This window comes from Sphingobium sp. KKT206 (genome assembly GCF_055640555.1).
This window is the reverse complement of record NZ_CM145765.1, coordinates 401,178-417,721: the sequence shown is the minus strand read 5'-3', so window position 1 is coordinate 417,721 and position 16,544 is coordinate 401,178. Positions and strand designations below refer to the sequence as shown.

Sequence of the window (16,544 nt, the reverse complement as noted above, 5' to 3'; positions counted from 1 at the left end):
GGCGCAAGTCATGAAATTAGCCGGTCAAGCGCGAAGTCTCCGATTGCCGCCATGCCGCGGGCAGGCTGCGGCACTCTCGGCAACGATCCGGTCCTAGGAGTTCACAGACGCCAGCAAGATGGCGCTCCGGGACACGCATGCGTGCGACCGTCAGCGCAAGGAACAAACATTCTCTGAGACCATCGGCCTGAAAGGACGACACGATGGGATCGGCAAGAAGCAGATCCGTCGTGCTCATGACGATAAGCGCCGGATAGCGGTCTGCGCACAAGTCGGTGGCTTTACGCTCATCGATCAGCGCGCCCGCTCCCGAACCGAGGGCATATGCGATTGTTGCCGCCTCGCCATCATCAAGTGTGAGGCTTGTCGGACCAGCGACGAGGTCCAGAAACACAGCTTCGTCGGTAGAACTGAGCGAAACCTCGCGGATCAAACCTACCTCGATCAGCCTCGCAACCTCGGTGGCGGTTTGCCGACCTTTCGCGCGCCCATTCTCAAGCTCGCCGAGCGCGGTCGTCGTGATGACGAGTTCCGCCGGCGACGATCGGAGAATGTCCTCGGCGCAGCCCGTCGCGACGAGGTTGATCCAGACGCTGGCATCGCCGACGAGCGATGCCGCCCGCTCAAGCCAGGAGGATTGGCGACTCATCGTCTACCGCTCCTTCAGCTTCAAATTCATCGATCATCTCGCGCGCCTCGACGCGGTCGATATGAAGAAGGCGCGCCAACTGCCCCTCGCTCAGAAGACCGCGCCGCCACGCTTCACTCGCAAGGAGGCTCATGCGCATCGACACTTGCCGTGCGGCGTCGGTCTTAGCTGGATCGGGTGGTATCGCGTCGCCTAGCACTTCGCGTGCTTGCTCGTCCGTGATGCCGCCGTGCTCCTTAAACCAGTCCCAAGTGCCGGATTTAGTAAGGCCGAGTTCCTCGAGTCTCCGTACCATTGCTTCGCGCGACACACCGAAGGCGTGTGAAAGAAGAATGATATGGCGGCGAGTGAGCCGCGCGGCACCGGCAGTGACATCCTGAAAGCGGGCGGCAACCGCTCGGGCGGGCGTTAAAAAGCAGCGCGCGAAAGCGTTAGCGTAGCGCTCTTCCCGCGATGCTTCAGCCGAATCCGCATAAAGCGCATCCGGTGCGCGGCGGGTGGAAATGAAGTGGCCGGTCTCATGTGCCCCGGTCTGCGTGCGCCGGTCGCGAGGATGCAACGCGTTCAACAGAATGCAAGCACCGGCAACTTCGTCGAAGGCATAGAGCCCCGAAATCCGGGCCGGCAACTGCCGGACGAAGATGCGCGCGCCCAGTTGGACTTCCAGTAGGCTGACCATATCGTGGACCGGTGCCATGCCAAGTCCTAGCCACTGGCGCAGCTCGCTCGCATCCTGTTCGGCTTGGAGTAAGACGTTGCCGGGCAGCAGGGGGCGCTCCGGCGGGTCGTTGCGCGCACGCTTGATACCGAGCAGGTTTTCCAGTTCCAGCTCCGCCTGGACGAGGCTGTTAAGCAAAGCGACGGCCTCTTCGACTTCTGCATCGCCTTCACCGGTTCGCCGGAAGCGGGGGCGCAAATCAACCTTGGCACTGCTCTGGCGCAGCAGCACATTGAGTGAGACGCGATACAGGGCAGCAAGCTTCTGAAGTTCTTCAAGGCGCGCGCGGCGCTGTCCTTGCTCGATGGCGACTAGCGTAGTGCGCGCGACATTCAGTGCCTGTGCCGCCGCGGCCTGGGTCAGCTTCGCATTCTCCCTAGCGTCACGCAGCAGCTCTCCAAGCGCTTCCGGGGCCAGGCTGCCTGTCACCGCTGCCACGGCGAGACCTGCGCGAGCTTGGCGACGAAGGAATGCGGCCCAAGACTCTCTTGGAACGCGAGCCATTCGGCGCGATGGCGCGCAAGCAACGCCAACAGCTTCGCCTCAGCCTCGGCCGACGACATCCTGAGGGCATCGGCAGTTTCGCGGGCGACGCGGGCAACCGCGCGACGATGGATGGCAGAACCGGAGAGCGAGGCCAGATGGTCGAGGTGCAGTACACCGGCGATGGCATGTTCGCAGAGCGACGGGGTCATCAGTGTGAAGCCCGCGACCGCGCCTTTCTCGATCTCGGGGGCGGACAGGTCCTCCCAGATATAGTTGGCAGCAGGCTCCTTAACGCCGGCCGCATGCATGCTGAGGCGACGCAACATGCAGGCAGCGCAGATACCGCATTGCCGGCGCTTGCGCTCGAAGCTTACCTGCCGGGCACCCTGCCAGCACGAGCGGGTGTTCGCCCAGTTGGGCGGCTGCGTGAGCTTCTGCGCCGCTGTGACGGTCTCGCCCTTGGTCGACCAGATGCGTGGATACTCGTAACGCGGCGCCTTGCCGGTCAAGGCTTCGAACAGCGCTTCGACCCGACGGGTAAAGGCGGGATGGACCCGATAGTCGGGGTGGCTTTGCCCCACGGTGACGAGGATCGGGCCAAGGGCGCCCTGACCGCTCTCGGTCACTACGATCCGCTCTACGTTGGCGAGCGCCGCAGCGATGCCTGTAATCACCGCGAATTTGAAACCCCGCGACCGCGCCGACGATTCGACCCGTTGGCCGACATCGAAACGCACCTGATAGGGCACCGACATGAAGCGGCGTTCGCGAGGATCTTTGGAGTGAGTGTCGGCGCCCCTGATGCCGAGGCGAACGCGCACGAGCCCGCCCTTTTCGGCATCATCGACGAGCGCCGAAACAGCGCGGGAATCCACACCGTCGCTATACGGCATGATCACGCGGTCGCGCACGTCGAAGCCGAGAGAGTCCTGTCCCACGCGCTCTATGTCGCACATGCGTTGCACGAAGCTGACGATCCACTGATCGCCCGTTAGGAAGGAAAGAGCATCCTCAAGTGCATTGTGGACTGCGGAATCCTCCCAACGATCGAGCGAATGGACGGCGACACGCAGGTCGAAGGACCGCGCCCAGCCCCACGCTGGGCGTTTGAGGCTGAGATCACAATATTCGACAGCAGCCGCGATGACGAGAAGGTCGACAAGTTCTGGACGCCAGCTGGTATAGAAATAGCTCTCGAGTCCAGCGATTGAGAGATTGATTGCGGACCCGATGTTGGCGGCGATCGCGCCGTCGCGAACGTCCGCGTCAAGCTCAACCGCATCGACCACGAACGCGGTCTCGCGTGAGGCATGATAGGTACGGGCGGTCATAGCGGAACTCCAGCGTCGAGATCGGTGAATTGGGCGCGGGTGCGGCGCGTCAGCTGCTCGCCCGTCCGCAGTGCGGCACGCGCCAGAACAGACAGATCGATTTGGCCGTGCGCCGCCTCGAAGCGGTTGCGCACGAACTCCGCGTTACGGATGCTGTCGTCACGGCGGATGTGCTCTTCGACCTGACGGTAATTGCAAAGCAGGCGGTCGGAGAGTGCTTCCTCGGCGGCGAATTGGACGGCCTCGCCGCCAGTGCGTCCGGTTGCTACGGCATCGATCGCGTTGCGCACGAAAGACGCCTCCAGCGGCGAGGCGCAGCCGCGCCGGAGCACGCCGAGATCTGCCAGAACTTGGTCCGCGAAGAGCGTCTGCTGCCCCAAAGGAGAAACAACGGAAGTAACCGACACAACAAGTGCCTGCCGGACTTCGGCGCGCCAGTCGGCGTGTGACGCGCGTGTCACGCTTTCGACGATTTCGTCTTGGGAGAACGCCTCCTTGTAAGCGCACTTTGCTGCATGCCGCCAACGAGGCTTCATCGGAAGAGATTTGTACGGGCCATCGCTCATCGAATCGTGCTCCCTGCACTTTAAATGATGCGATGATCTGACATTGTCAATATCAATTTGTGGATAACCTGACATTTTTCTGTTCTGGTAGCTGACGGGCATGACCGGTTGATGCAGGAGGCCACAGCAGAGGTTTGAAGGTCAGGCACGTTTGGTCGGCTGTCGCTGCCAAAGTCGATAACAGGCGCCAGACGGCTTTCCCATAATAGCACGAGTGGCGAGACGTATTCGTCAGATTTATCCAGCGTGGGGCGCCGGTTGATGGGAGCGAACTGAGCCCCGCTTGTTCTGGGTTCAAGATATGTCGGCTATGGCTCTTTGCATGCTGAAACCTGCTAGTCCGCAAACGGCCCTTCCCGTCGTTGACCCAACTGCGGAGAATGTCTGGTTTTGGGGAGTGGAAACATGGTGCTGAAAGGCAAAAAAGGGTCGATCGTGCAGCGGCTTACTTAGCCTGTGGGATTAGGCCCCCGTAAATTTCCATCGCTTTTCAAAAATGCGTACGTCAACACTGTCCTTCTACCGACCCGTAATCAAAGGGCCTGATGGCGGCATCGGGAAAGCAAGTGGTGGGACTGCCGCGCCGCGATGACCCGAGGTGCTCACGGCGTATAGCTTGAGGCCTATCACGCTATGCGCCATCAAAGTCATCGATACCTGCATGAGGATGATGGTAACTGTGCCCCACCACAATGCCGGATGGACGTGGCCTCGGCGGCGACGATCCGCAACGATCGCAATCAACTGCCACAGCATCACTGCGACGAAAACGCCCCATTCTGCATATGGGACAAGCAGCGGCATCGGCAAAAGGCGACCAAAGGCTGGTCCGGTCAGGATTGCCATGGCGCAAAACATCAAACGCCGGTGCCATTCGGTCCGCTTGCGCATCGATATCCCCACGACGACCAATCCGCCAAAGCAGAGGATCGATAGGATGTTCATGACAAGAAAATATGCGGGAAGGAAGAAAAACGGCGTGGCTGCATTTCACGTCATTTCTATGGTCGTATATATGCCGACCAGAACCATGGCGCTGGCCCACCAAGCGCCTACCCAACCGAGCCGCCGGTGAAGAGCGATCGAGCCCCGGGTGACAAGGAGGTTTTGGAAGACGAACAGCACCACCCAACCGAAGAAGATGAAGGCGTGAAGGTGGACAAGCGGCGGCGCGCCAAACGTCGAGCGACCTGTCGCCGCCTGAAGGCAAAAGCCCGCAACGATGGTCAAAGCCATCGCGATCGCCATCGTCAAAAAGAACCGGTCATCCCGCCCATATCCAGGTAGCGGTTCAGCCAAAGTTGCCATCTGTGACCTCCACGCCATCTAGTGATGAAGCTAACGCAAGAGAAGGCGAGGCTCAACCTATGGCGCGGCGATCTGGATGAGAAGTTTCCGTCAATCAGGATGAGAACTGATCGTCGCGGTTTTCAAGTGGTGCCTGCTTTGATTGACGCTGGCAAGCGCTACTCGCAGGTTTGATTGTCGCTGCGCGACATTTCCTCGTTGGACTTGATTGTCGCGAAGGTCGGTGGCCGACCAGCGCGTGATTGTCGCTGGATCGCCGAGCGACGGCGGTAGCTCTCGACATTCATCTCGAAGATTGTCGCGTGGTGAACGAGGCGATCCACGGCGGCGAGCGTCATGGCGGGATCGGGGAAGACCCGATTCCATTCACCAAAAGGCTGGTTGGCGGTGATGAGGGTGGAACGCCGTTCGTACCGTGCGCTGATCAACTCGAACAGGACGGACGTTTCGGCCTGATCCTTGGTCACATATGCAAGGTCGTCGAGGATCAGCAGGTGATATTTGTCGAGTTTGGCTATCGCAGCTTCGAGCGCCAGTTCACGGCGGGCGACCTGGAGTTTCTGGACCAGATCGGAAGTGCGGGTGAACAGGACGCGCCAGCCATTTTCGATCAGCGCGAGGCCGATTGCGGCTGCCAGATGGGTTTTACCCCCACCCGGTGGACCAAAGAAGATGAGGTTTGCGCCTTTTTCGAGCCAGCCATCACCAGAACACAGCGCCGTCACCCGGGCGCGGGAGATCATTGGCACTGCATCGAAGGCGAAGCTGTCGAGAGTCTTGCCGGGTGGCAGGCGGGCTTCGCCCAGATGCCTTTCGATCCGGCGTCTGTCCCGTTCTGCGATCTCATGCTCGGCGAGCGCCGCAAGCAAACGGGCACCAGGCCAGCCTTCCTTGTCTGCCCGCGTGGTAAAGTCGGGCCAGATCAGTTTGATTGCTGGCAGGCGCAGGTCGTTGAGGATGAGGCTCAGACGCTGGGCGTCGATAGCGGGTGCGTTCCGGCTCATGCGGCTTCTCCCGCCAGGAGAACATCATAGGTGACCAGGGGGACCAGTTCCACCACCACGTCGGGAAGCGCCGCCGGATCGGGAGCGAAGCGTATTCGTAAGGCATCCATGTCGGGGAGACGGTTAGCAGCCACGTCGGCTGCCAGGAGTTCCGCGAGTTCGGCCTCGCAGGCTCTTTCGTGCGCCATTGCCAACAGTTCTACCATCTGCCGACAAGCGATCCGTTCAGGCAATGCGGCGATGAGCCGGTCGAAGGTCTGACGATAAGGCTCCCTTGGGAAGAGCTGGTCACGATAAACCAACTTCAGGAGCGCCATGGGTTTGCGCCGCAGGCTATGGATGACGTGCCGATAATCGACCACATGCCCGTGGGAGCCGTTATTGAACGACCGCCCCCGCGGCAATGTCATGAGGTGAGTGCCGCCGATGAACAGATCGAGGCGATCATCGTAAAGCCGAACGCGCAGCCGATGCCCGATCAGCCGTGAGGGCACGGTATAGAACACCTTGCGAAGCGTGAAGCTGCTGGTGGAGGTGACCGTGACGATCGTCTCCTCATAATCGCTGGTGCGCGCACCAGGCAGAGGCTGCAATACCGCACGTTCGGCGTCTATGCGTGGGCCGTTGCGCCGGTTCTTGCGGCTGACGACTTCGTCGATGAAGTGCCGGTAACTCGCCAGATCATCGAAGTCTCGCGAACCACGCATCAGCAGCGCGTCCTTTATTGCTGCCTTCAAATGCCCATGCGGACTCTCGATCCCGCCATTCTCATGGGCAACGCCGCGGTTGTTGCGCGTCGGCGTCATGCCATAATGTTCGCACAGCGCGTCATATCGCAGCGTCAGATCTTGCCGGGCATCGGCGTCCAAGTTGCGGAACGCGGCCGACAGGCTATCGCTGCGATGCTCAACCGGGGCACCGCCGACGGCCCACAGGGCGTTTTGCAACCCTTCTGCAAGCGCGACATAGCTCTCGCCGCCCAGAATGACATGGACGTGTTCGAAGCCCGACCATATCAGCCGAAAATGGTAGAGGCGATGATCGAGCGGCACGCCGACGATCGTTACGTGCTCATCGCTCATCTCGGTGAAGTCCGACAGGCCAAGCCGTCCCGGTTCATGCACCTGCCGGAAGATCACTTCCTGCTCGGGACCATGGATCGCCCGCCATGTTCGGATCCTTCGCTCCAATGTGCGCCGGATGCGCCCATCAAGCTCAGGGTGACGGCGACATATCTCCTCGAAAATCGCCACTGACCGCAAACCAGGCGCAGCCTGGAGCATGGGAACAACATCCTCGTCGAAGATCCCGGCTAACGGGTCCGGGCGTCGCCGTTCTCGCTGGACCTGCCTTTGCGAGGGAAGCCGAGGATCTCCCTCGATGCGATATCCGGTCGCCGTGCTGATACTGGCCTTGGCGGCGGCGATCGGAACGGCATGGGTATGTCGGAGCTTCATGTAGAGCCTCATCTGATGATCGTTGACGTGGCGGCCCGGCATGAACGACATCCCCTCTCGCGAAGTTATGCCTTTGAATACCTGACCGGCCGCAACCATCAGAAACGCCCCGGAAAGGGCGACATCGCCACCTGCTGATCCGGCTCCGGGCTACGCCCTACGCCGCATCAGCAGGTGGCGATTCTCATCTTGATTGACGCTGCTCTCTCATCCTGATTGTCGCGCGGCACTCAACCGGTACAGAAAGCTATTTAGGCGATCCGTATCACCTGATTTCGGCGAAAGTCCTATTGCTGATAGACCTGCCGGTTAAAGGTCAGAGATCGTCCGAAGGCACCCAATAACCGATGGTGTGCTGACCGATAACGAAATTTAATCGCTGAAAGGTGAGAGTGGCTCGAATCCCGCCTGAGTTCGTGATCTTCGCTTTGTCCCGAACGCTTCACCGAGCGCAGTCATCGGCGCATGGGCATAGCGGTCGTGTCCCGGTGCGTGGTGTAGGTTTTGAGGGTAGCGAAGCTGACCGGACGCGCGCTCATCGATAAAGCGCTGTAGCGGTCGGTCAGTTTCGCGGGTGGTCACCGGCGAACTTCGGATAAGTTTGGGTTGCGAGACTCAACTTACGGAGACCACCGATGACCAATGACAAGATGGACCTGCACGCCCTGGTTGGGAAGACAGCCGACGGCGATTTTCTACGCGATATGATCGGCTTTGCCGCGCAGCGGCTGATGGAGCTGGAAGTGGGCGACCTTACGGGCGCGGCCTATGGCGATAAGGATCCCGAGCGTCTCGCGCAGCGCAACGGCTATCGGGATCGGGACTGGGAGACGCGAGCAGGCACGGTCGAGCTGCGGATCCCCAAGCTGCGCAAGGGAACATATTTTCCAGGGTTTCTGGAGCCCCGCCGTATGGCAGAGAAGGCACTGACGGCCGTCATCCAGGAAGCTTATATCCAGGGGATCTCGACCCGCTCTGTGGACGATCTGGTCAAAGCCATGGGCATGAGTGGGATTTCAAAGAGCCAGGTCAGCCGACTGTGCGTGGAGATCGACGAGCGGGTGAAGGCTTTTCTCGATCGTCCGATCGAAGGAGACTGGCCCTATCTTTGGATGGACGCGACCTACATTAAAGTGCGGCGGGCTGGCCGCATTGTCTCGGTCGCCGTCATCATCGCCGTCGGCGTCAACAGCGATGGCCGGCGCCAAGTGCTCGGCATGGCGATCGGTCATTCCGAAGCGGAGGTCTTCTGGACCGAGTTTCTGCGCAGCCTTGCTCGTCGCGGTCTGCGCGGCGTGAAGCTGGTGATCTCAGATTCCCATGAAGGCATAAAAGCTTCCGTCGCCAAAGTGTTCAGCGCCACCTGGCAACGATGCCGGGTTCATTTTATGCGCAATGCGCTGGCGCATGCTGGCAAGAGTGGGCGCCGGGTCGTGTCGGCGTTCATCGCCACCGCCTTCGCTCAGGAAACGCCAGAGGCCGCAAAGGCCCAATGGCGTAGCGTCGCCGATCAACTGCGCCCCACCGTGCCGAAACTCGCCGCACTGATGGACATCGCCGAGGAGGATGTGCTGGCTTATATGACCTTCCCTGCCCAGCACCGCACCAAGCTTCACAGCAACAATCCAATCGAGCGCCTCAATGGCGAGATCAAGCGGCGTACTGATGTTGTCGGCATCTTCCCCAACGAAGAGGCGATTACCCGTCTCGTCGGCGCTATCCTTCTGGAACAGAACGACGAATGGGCCGTCCAACGCTGCCGCTACATGACACTTGAGAGCGTCTCAGGATTAAGCGATAATCCCATCAACACGTTGCCAGCCATGGCAGCATGATCAATCCGGCTTAGCCGGAGGTCGCTGTGACAACGCCAGCGAACCTACACCACGTTGTGGGGCACGATCGGCATAGCCAATCTCGCTATCAAGATGGGCCACCTCGCTTCGAAAGTTGCCCACAGCTTCCGCTCCCAATCAATGACGAAGAGCCGATAGCGCGCTACTGAAATACAAGACGTTTCTGTCTGTCAGGGAAGGTGTCGTTGACAAGGTAGGTTGGGTCGAACTCACCTGCCTGCATGAGACGTTGCCAGTCATGAATCTGGACGATACCACCCCTAACCGTAACCAGGCGTTCCTGTCGCAGGGTTTTAAGACTCCGGTTTACATGGACAGACGTCAGAGCGGCTGCATCGCCCAGCTGCTCCTGGACCATCGGCAGATCAAATTCCAAAAGCGGATATCCACGTCCGCCACCGTATCGGATCGCCAGCTCGCACAGAATGTGAGCGAGCCTTGACCGCGCGTCTTTTCTGCCGAGATTGACCGCCCACTGCATAAGAATGGCAGCATCCAATATGCAGTCCCTCCAGAATGCCTCTGCAATGGCTGGAAAATCTCTACCTAACGTCCGAACGGCGGCGTGAGGTACGCGCAGGATCAACGTGTCTGTCAACGCGGTCAGACCGCCGATCCCTATAGGTCGAACCGCGGAATGAAGATCTGCCATGTCGCCTGGTATATGAAGTGCGGTAGTTTGCCGCGAACCGTTTTTTACCTGACCAACCCGTGCGACAAGGCCAGACGCGATATAGCAACAATAATCCGTCTCTTCGCCAAGTGGCACAAAATCCTGCCTGGCACGCACCTCCATCTCGTAGGTCGGCAGCGCCATGATAGCGTGCTGTTCTTCTTCGGTAAGACGCGACCGCGCCAACAGACGTTGAACGAAAAGACCAAGGTCTGGTAAATGTTTAAGTCCGCCGATTTGCTCGTACTGCACGCCCTTCGCCCTCTGTTGACTCACAATATGCCAATTCTGGTCTCTACTCGAGATCCAGGGCTCGGGTTTGTCGCTAGGCCGCAGCAGCCTTGCTGTCGGTTATGGTGATTAGCTCCCGGAAATCGATGGTGGCCAAAACCTTCCCCGCATCATCTGCTACCTCAATACGATGACCAAGATCGATGGGTTCACCGGCTTTGACATGTTCGGCCATCAGATCGCGGGAGCTTCGTATCGCTTCCTCTTTCGCGGCGGCTAGATCCTCGAAGTCACGACCGTCCTCATCATAGGTGTCGGCGCTGTTGAACAGATTGAGATGATAGCGTGGCATGCCTCGATAATACCTGACTTTGTTACCCGTTCCGGCAGACCGGAGACAAATTTGGATAACGTGGATCAACGCTTGCCGCCTGAGAGATGATAAGGTCCTGTAGGTTGGCAATAGCCAAGCTGCCACCACGGCGTCCTAGACCGCAGTCGGATAAGGGGTTCGCAGTAAGATTGTAGACGCCCGGGTCGTCCGGCGTCCGGTGCTAAATGGCGCGGAAAAGATGGCAATCGACATATTAGAGGAACTGGAAGATGTCGAAGGCATTGATCTCGCCATGAATGATCAGCATCCGCCTTGGCCCTCTCACCTATGGATCGTTCGGCATGGGCAAAGTGCTGGGAATGTCGCCCGCGACGCTGCCCATGAAGCCGCACTTGATCGCATCGCATTGGAAGGGAGAGATGTCGACGTTCCGCTCAGTGCCTTGGGCGAGGAACAAGCGAAGTCGCTTGGTCATTGGTTTGCGCGTCGCGGACCAGGCCAGCTTCCTGATGTGATCCTCTCCTCGCCCTATCGCAGGGCCATTCAGACGGCCAAGCTATTTAGGGGCGAGGGCGGCGCTGCGTTAGACGAACCTGTCTGCATCGACGAGCGGTTGCGGGAGAAGGAGTTCGGGATCCTTGACGGCCTTACGACCGGTGGGGTGACGAAATTTGAGCCACAGCAGGCGGCGTTTCGGCAGACGCTCGGGAAATTCTATCACCGTCCGCCAGGGGGTGAGAGTTGGTGTGATGTCGTCTTTCGTCTCCGTGCGCTCATGGATACAGTATCTCTTCACTATGCGGGTCAAAGGGTCATCATCTTTGCGCATCAGGTCGTTGTCCTGTGCCTGCGTTATATTATCGAAAATATGGATGAGGCACAGATTCTGGATATCGATAGGCAGGAGGATGTCGCCAACTGCTCTGTCACCGAGTACCGCTTCGATCCGCACGCCGGGCGGCGCGGCAATCTGGTTCTCGAGCGCTATAATGTAGTGGCGCCCGATAATGTGCGGGCTGTGCCAGTAACCGATGCGCCCGATCGCCCCGCTGTTGCCAGGGGATGACCGAAATAATTGCTCTTGATGGGGATTGGCGCGCCGCTCATCCGCTACCCAAGATCGAGAGTGGTAGCGACAAGAATAGCAGGGGTCGCATCCTTCTGGTGGGCGGTGCGCGCTTTGTTCCCGGAGCCCTTGCCCTGACGGGCGAAGCGGCGTTGCGCGCGGGCGCAGGAAAATTACAGATGGCGACTGTAGAGGCGGTCGCGTCGCCTCTAGGCGTATTGATCCCGGAAGCTGCTATGGTGGGTCTGCCGATGCGCGAGGACGGCGAAATCGCGCTGGAGGGCGTTACTGTGCTCGCCGATCTTGTGCCGCTGTGCGACGTGCTGCTGGTCGGGCCTGGTATGAGCGCTACCAGCGACACGGGCCCAATCGTTCGCGGCCTCCTGTCCCTGTCACCACCGGCCCTACTGCTGGATGCTGCGGCGTTGACCTGCGCCGATCCATGTGAACTTGCGATAGCCGCTGCGAAGTTGCCGCTCATTCTTACACCTCATCATGGTGAGGTGGCCCGGCTGATGGGATGTGATCGCCATGCCGTCGCGGGTGATCCTGCGCAGATGCTATCGGATATAATATGTCAGACAGGCGCTTTTGTCGCGCTTAAGGGGCCTGAAACTTGGATCGGCGGGCCGGGCACCCCGATATTGCATTTCACCGGTGGTTGTCCCGGGCTAGGCATTGGTGGATCGGGCGATGTCCTTGCCGGCATCATCGGCGGTCTGATCGCCCGGGGAACCTCACCCTTCGTAGCGGTAGCCTGGGCCGTTGCGATACATGGAGCCGCTGGCCAACTTGCCGCGAGCGAGATTGGTCCCATCGGCTTTCTCGCCCGCGAATTATTGCCACGGATACCCCGCCTGCTCGAAACCCTCTGACAACTGCCGAGAACCCTTACCAACGTGCCGATTTAGTTCGGCCGGCTCCTTGCGGGTGCAAGGAGCCGGCACCGATTGCTAAAGCGCAAACAACCGCGAATTGGTGCGCCAACGAAAAGCGAACGTACTCAGCAGGGACCGGAAAATCAGCCTTTCAAAGTTCGTACAAAGATCGATATGCGCAACGACACTTCTGAACGGATCGCGTAGTTCCAAATTGTCGCCAGCGTACGTCACAGGTGGCGGCCTATGTTGCATGTGCCCACCAACCATAGGTTGGCTTAAACACCTTCGCCACACGGCAGACGCAAAGATCACGACTCTCGTCCCTCTTAATATTTGTGTTTAGGGTGCAAGCGGTGCCTGATCCTCATAGACCGCCGTGCGCTGCCGCGTCGGTGACATTCGGGCGATCGGGATTACGGGCACCCCCGCGGGATCATCAATGAACCATCGACTGCCGCTACCGTTGGCATGCCAACGATACCAGGCAACTCGTTGGCCCAGACGTCAGTCCCCTTCATTCCTTAGCGGACAAACGCGCGAAATTTAGGCCGGTCCTCAAGACCACCATTATGCAATCGTCATTATACGAGCGCCACCACCATGCTTCATAGGTTTGACCACGACCTGATCACCCAGACGATCGAACATGATATCAACTTTGTCGCTGCCGATGCTCAGATCCCTGATGATAAGGCTTTGGAGGAAACTCGGCAGCGTCGGTTGGTGAAAGGATATCTGTGCCGCCGGGACATCGAACTTTAGTCCCAGGCTCGACTGGATAAGCGCGAGCGGCGCAGCTGCCGACCAAGCCTGCGGACTGCAGGCCACCGGATAAAAGGTCGGCCCCTGTGACCGGCGGCGCGGAAAGCCGCAGAAAAGTTCGGGGAGACGCATCATGTCGACATAGGTGGCGGCGGCGAAAAGCCCCTCGAATATCTGCGCGGCTTCCCGCTGGTAGCCATAGCGCGCGAAGCCGCCGGCGATCAGCGCATTGTCGTGGGGCCAGATGGAGCCATTATGATAGCTCATCGGATTATAGCGCTTCTCGGTCGAGGCGATGGTGCGCACGCCCCAGCCCGAGAAGGAGGCGGGCGCCATCAACGTGCGGACGACAGCCTCCACCCGTTCCTCACGCGCGAGCCCGGTATAGAGGGCATGGCCGGCATTGGAGGACCGCACGCGGCAGGGTTGTTTGTCGCCGTCTAGCGCGAGGACATAAGTGCCCAGCGCCGCATCGAAGAAAGCGGCATCGAACCGATCGCGCAGCTGTGCCGCGCGATCGCGATAGTCGGCCGCGCCCGCATGGTTGCCGATTTCGCTGAACAGCGCCTCAGCCGCCTGCCAGGCACCATAGACATAGGCCTGCACCTCCGCGAGGGCGATCGGCCCGCGCGCGAGCGTGCCGTCGGCGTGAAAGATGGAGTCGTGGCTGTCCTTCCAGCCCTGATTTTGCAGGCCCTGGTCGGTCAGGCGACCATATTCGACAAAGCCGTCGCCATCGCGATCGCCATGGATGTCGATCCAGGCGAGCGCCGCTTCGATATGTGGCAAGATGGTCGTCAGGAAGGCGGCGTCGCCTGTCCGCTCCAGGTAAGCGCCCGCCAGCATCACGAATAGGGGCGTGGAGTCTATGCTGCCATAATAATGGCGGAACGGCACCTCTCCCAGTTCCGCCATTTCGCCATGGCGCACTTCGTGCAATATCTTGCCGGGTTCGGCGTCGGCCGTCGGATCGAAGCTGGTGGCCTGATGCGCGGCGAGATAACCCAGCACGCCGCGGCTGATCGCCGGGTCCATCCACAGGGTTTCGAGCGCGGTGATGATCGCGTCGCGGCCAAAAACGGTACTGAACCAGGGAATGCCCGCATAGGGATAGGGGCCATATTCAGTGTCGGTCGACAGCATCGAAATGTCCGCGACCGATCGGCGGGCAACCTCGTTGAACAGGTCGTTGGACGAATGCAGCGTCGCGCCGCGCTTGCGCGCCGCCCGCAGCGCCTCCATCGCCTCGCGCAGCGACTTGAGGAACTGCTTCGGGAGCCCCTCCACCGCCTCTACCTTCCTGCAGGAGATGCGGGTAAACAACGCGCAGCGCTCGCCTGGGGGCACGGTCACGTCGAACCGCGCATGGGTGTCGGTTAAATCATTGGGCATCGGATCGAAATGCAGGTGCGTCTCCCGTTCGCGGTCGTCGCGTCCGAGATAGCCGAGCAGTACGTCAGACAAACCGATCTGCGGTTCGCGCATCGTCCCCCGGCGCAGGCGCGTCATGCCACGTATTTCGAACAGGTCAGCAAAGTCCGCTGCGAAGCTCAGGTCGATGCTGACCTGGCGCGTTTCTGTGTCGAAGTTTCGGATAGAGAGGCGTTCGTACAACGCATCTTCCCAAAGGAATCGCGAGCGACGCAGGTGAATGAGGTCATGTTCCACGGCTACCTGGCCATCGTCCCCAAAGAAATCTGGATTGGTCAGGTCACAGGTCAACATCGCATTATCGTCCCGCAGCGCAGAACTAAGGAGGATCGGCCGCATCGCATTGATCGTGAGATAGAGGTGGGAGAGGTGCCGGGTATCGCGATGATAAAACCCTTCTGGACTACCGTGCCCGGAAATCGCGTCGCCGCTATGATCGAACACGGCAAAGCTGTCGCCATGTTTAAGCGTGCGCGGCCTGCGCTCATGTAGCGAGGCCGTCGCCGGGATGAAAAACTGGGTTTGCGCCTGGGACAGCGCCTCTCCTCCGGCGATGCCCGGCATCGCGGGCTGAGGCTGGCTCAGGTTCATGGCTTTTCCTATGCGACGATCTGCAATTCAGCTTCTACGCCTCGCTGGCGACGCAGCCTTGCCGCCTGGGTACGTGCGCCAGGCAAACGGTGGTACAATGTAACATAGTCCGCCGCCATCCGCTGCGCCGTGAAACGTGCGTCGAATGCGCCACGTACCCGTCGCCGGTCGAGATCGGGCAGGGCCGCAACGGCGAGTATCGCTTCGTCCTCGCTCTCGACGATGAAGCCGGACACGCCATGCTCGATTATTTCGGGGACGGATCCGCAGCGGAAGGCGATGACCGGCGTGGCGCACGCCATCGCTTCGATCATCACCAGCCCGAAGGGCTCGGGCCAGTCAATCGGAAACAGCAGCGCGGCTGCCTGGCCGAGAAAGTGAACTTTCTGCTGTTCGTTGATTTCGCCGATGAATTCGACATTGGGATAATTGTCCACCAACGGTGCGATTTCCCGCTCCCAATACCCGCGATCGACGGCATCGATCTTGGCGGCGATCTTGAGTTTGAGGCCAGAGCGCGCCGCTATGCGGATCGCGCGATCCGGCCGCTTTTCCGGCGAGATACGCCCAAGAAAGGCAAGATAATCCTCGCCTGCGTCCAAGCGCGGCGCCAGCAGGTCGGCTGGCAGGCCGTGATAGATAGTCCCGCCCCAATTGACCGGCGGCATAGGCAGGCGCTGATGATCGGAGATCGACACGAGACTGTGGTTGGCAAAGGTGCGGTAAAATGGCGGCAGATCGGGAAGGTCAAGCCGACCGTGTAGTGTGGTCACGGTGCGCCCAATGAAATCCTGCACCATCGGCAAATGCAACATGTCGATATGGAAATGCAGGGCGTCGAACTCGTCGGCGCGGCGGCGGACCTGCTCCAACATCATCATATGATAGGGGATGGTGTCGACCACAGCGGGGTTGAGGCGCAACGCCATGTCCGTGATCGGCACCAACTTGGCGCTGGTCTCCGAATCGCCGCTGGCGAACAGGGTGACATCGTGACCCTGGCGAACCAGTTCTTCGGTCAGATAAGACACGATACGCTCGGTGCCACCATAAAGCTTTGGAGGCACGCTTTCAGCTAACGGGGCGATTTGCGCAATCTTCATACAGACGTTCCTCTCAAACGAGTGGAGCCTCCGTCCCCCTATTTGCGGCAGGCTGCATCGCTACAAGCCTCCAAACGCGCGCGAGTTTCATGCACGA

General features: G+C 60.0%; 15 protein-coding genes. 3 read left to right on the top strand and 12 right to left on the bottom strand.

Going from position 1 to position 16,544, the window contains the following annotated elements; genetic code table 11:
- Positions 1-16 precede the first annotated feature (16 nt).
- The 8 genes from ACZ2HM_RS19900 to istA form a co-directional block, all read right to left on the bottom strand.
- Positions 17-649: a PIN domain-containing protein gene (locus tag ACZ2HM_RS19900; RefSeq protein ID WP_470427307.1), complete on the bottom strand. Its 633-nt coding sequence runs from the start codon at positions 647-649 to the stop codon at positions 17-19.
- On the bottom strand, positions 624-1,805 hold the full coding sequence (locus tag ACZ2HM_RS19895; RefSeq protein ID WP_333975786.1) for an XRE family transcriptional regulator: 1,182 nt from the start codon (positions 1,803-1,805) through the stop codon (positions 624-626). Before ACZ2HM_RS19895 ends, ACZ2HM_RS19900 begins: the two co-directional genes overlap by 26 nt.
- The gene (locus ACZ2HM_RS19890) at positions 1,793-3,184 is read right to left on the bottom strand and encodes a 7-cyano-7-deazaguanine synthase (protein ID WP_333975785.1); all 1,392 of its coding nucleotides are present in this window, start codon (positions 3,182-3,184) and stop codon (positions 1,793-1,795) included. The genes ACZ2HM_RS19895 and ACZ2HM_RS19890 overlap by 13 nt, the downstream gene beginning before the upstream one ends.
- The gene (locus ACZ2HM_RS19885) at positions 3,181-3,852 is read right to left on the bottom strand and encodes a hypothetical protein (protein ID WP_333975783.1); all 672 of its coding nucleotides are present in this window, start codon (positions 3,850-3,852) and stop codon (positions 3,181-3,183) included. The genes ACZ2HM_RS19890 and ACZ2HM_RS19885 overlap by 4 nt, the downstream gene beginning before the upstream one ends.
- Before the next feature lie 417 nt (positions 3,853-4,269).
- A complete protein-coding gene (locus ACZ2HM_RS19880) occupies positions 4,270-4,695 on the bottom strand; it encodes a hypothetical protein (protein ID WP_470427306.1) in 426 nt (141 codons plus the stop codon).
- 45 nt (positions 4,696-4,740) lie between these two features.
- On the bottom strand, positions 4,741-4,998 hold the full coding sequence (locus ACZ2HM_RS19875; RefSeq protein ID WP_470427305.1) for a hypothetical protein: 258 nt from the start codon (positions 4,996-4,998) through the stop codon (positions 4,741-4,743).
- A 218-nt stretch (positions 4,999-5,216) separates the two neighbouring features.
- Positions 5,217-6,062, bottom strand: a complete 846-nt coding sequence (istB, locus tag ACZ2HM_RS19870) for an IS21-like element helper ATPase IstB (RefSeq protein ID WP_019054274.1) — start codon at positions 6,060-6,062, stop codon at positions 5,217-5,219.
- Positions 6,059-7,561, bottom strand: a complete 1,503-nt coding sequence (gene istA / locus ACZ2HM_RS19865) for an IS21 family transposase (RefSeq protein ID WP_130752824.1) — start codon at positions 7,559-7,561, stop codon at positions 6,059-6,061. The genes istB and istA overlap by 4 nt, the downstream gene beginning before the upstream one ends.
- 593 nt (positions 7,562-8,154) lie before the next feature.
- On the opposite strand from istA, the gene ACZ2HM_RS19860 reads away from it, so the two are divergent.
- A complete protein-coding gene (locus ACZ2HM_RS19860) occupies positions 8,155-9,354 on the top strand; it encodes an IS256 family transposase (RefSeq protein ID WP_470427304.1) in 1,200 nt (399 codons plus the stop codon).
- Positions 9,355-9,517: 163 nt separating this feature from the next.
- Here ACZ2HM_RS19860 and ACZ2HM_RS19855 read toward each other — a convergent pair whose 3' ends face one another.
- Positions 9,518-10,300, bottom strand: a complete 783-nt coding sequence (locus ACZ2HM_RS19855; RefSeq protein WP_333976813.1) for a Crp/Fnr family transcriptional regulator — start codon at positions 10,298-10,300, stop codon at positions 9,518-9,520.
- 73 nt (positions 10,301-10,373) lie between these two features.
- On the bottom strand, positions 10,374-10,631 hold the full coding sequence (locus tag ACZ2HM_RS19850; protein WP_333976814.1) for a DUF6894 family protein: 258 nt from the start codon (positions 10,629-10,631) through the stop codon (positions 10,374-10,376).
- A gap of 220 nt (positions 10,632-10,851) precedes the next feature.
- On the opposite strand from ACZ2HM_RS19850, the gene ACZ2HM_RS19845 reads away from it, so the two are divergent.
- Together ACZ2HM_RS19845 and ACZ2HM_RS19840 are read left to right on the top strand one after the other, a co-directional pair.
- Complete coding sequence (locus ACZ2HM_RS19845; RefSeq protein ID WP_333976815.1) at positions 10,852-11,679, top strand: histidine phosphatase family protein; 828 nt, start codon at positions 10,852-10,854, stop codon at positions 11,677-11,679.
- On the top strand, positions 11,676-12,554 hold the full coding sequence (locus tag ACZ2HM_RS19840; protein WP_333976817.1) for an NAD(P)H-hydrate dehydratase: 879 nt from the start codon (positions 11,676-11,678) through the stop codon (positions 12,552-12,554). Before ACZ2HM_RS19845 ends, ACZ2HM_RS19840 begins: the two co-directional genes overlap by 4 nt.
- Positions 12,555-13,127: 573 nt before the next feature.
- On the opposite strand, the gene ACZ2HM_RS19835 is transcribed toward ACZ2HM_RS19840, so the two are convergent.
- Both ACZ2HM_RS19835 and ACZ2HM_RS19830 read right to left on the bottom strand, forming a co-directional pair.
- Complete coding sequence (locus tag ACZ2HM_RS19835; protein ID WP_333974094.1) at positions 13,128-15,344, bottom strand: amylo-alpha-1,6-glucosidase; 2,217 nt, start codon at positions 15,342-15,344, stop codon at positions 13,128-13,130.
- An 8-nt stretch (positions 15,345-15,352) separates the two neighbouring features.
- Complete coding sequence (locus ACZ2HM_RS19830) at positions 15,353-16,447, bottom strand: glycosyltransferase family 4 protein (protein WP_333974092.1); 1,095 nt, start codon at positions 16,445-16,447, stop codon at positions 15,353-15,355.
- Positions 16,448-16,544 lie beyond the last annotated feature (97 nt).

What these genes read in the sequence shown, in the direction of transcription:
- ACZ2HM_RS19900 (WP_470427307.1), bottom strand. Translation starts at nt 649, where the DNA reads ATGAGTCGCCAATCCTCCTGGCTTGAGCGGGCGGCATCGCTCGTCGGC.
- ACZ2HM_RS19890 (WP_333975785.1), bottom strand. Translation starts at nt 3,184, where the DNA reads ATGACCGCCCGTACCTATCATGCCTCACGCGAGACCGCGTTCGTGGTC.
- ACZ2HM_RS19885 (WP_333975783.1), bottom strand. Translation starts at nt 3,852, where the DNA reads ATGCCCGTCAGCTACCAGAACAGAAAAATGTCAGGTTATCCACAAATT.
- ACZ2HM_RS19880 (WP_470427306.1), bottom strand. Translation starts at nt 4,695, where the DNA reads ATGAACATCCTATCGATCCTCTGCTTTGGCGGATTGGTCGTCGTGGGG.
- ACZ2HM_RS19875 (WP_470427305.1), bottom strand. Translation starts at nt 4,998, where the DNA reads ATGGCGATCGCGATGGCTTTGACCATCGTTGCGGGCTTTTGCCTTCAG.
- istB (WP_019054274.1), bottom strand. Translation starts at nt 6,062, where the DNA reads ATGAGCCGGAACGCACCCGCTATCGACGCCCAGCGTCTGAGCCTCATC.
- istA (WP_130752824.1), bottom strand. Translation starts at nt 7,561, where the DNA reads ATGCCGGGCCGCCACGTCAACGATCATCAGATGAGGCTCTACATGAAG.
- ACZ2HM_RS19860 (WP_470427304.1), top strand. Translation starts at nt 8,155, where the DNA reads ATGACCAATGACAAGATGGACCTGCACGCCCTGGTTGGGAAGACAGCC.
- ACZ2HM_RS19850 (WP_333976814.1), bottom strand. Translation starts at nt 10,631, where the DNA reads ATGCCACGCTATCATCTCAATCTGTTCAACAGCGCCGACACCTATGAT.
- ACZ2HM_RS19845 (WP_333976815.1), top strand. Translation starts at nt 10,852, where the DNA reads ATGGCAATCGACATATTAGAGGAACTGGAAGATGTCGAAGGCATTGAT.
- ACZ2HM_RS19840 (WP_333976817.1), top strand. Translation starts at nt 11,676, where the DNA reads ATGACCGAAATAATTGCTCTTGATGGGGATTGGCGCGCCGCTCATCCG.
- ACZ2HM_RS19835 (WP_333974094.1), bottom strand. Translation starts at nt 15,344, where the DNA reads ATGAACCTGAGCCAGCCTCAGCCCGCGATGCCGGGCATCGCCGGAGGA.
- ACZ2HM_RS19830 (WP_333974092.1), bottom strand. Translation starts at nt 16,447, where the DNA reads ATGAAGATTGCGCAAATCGCCCCGTTAGCTGAAAGCGTGCCTCCAAAG.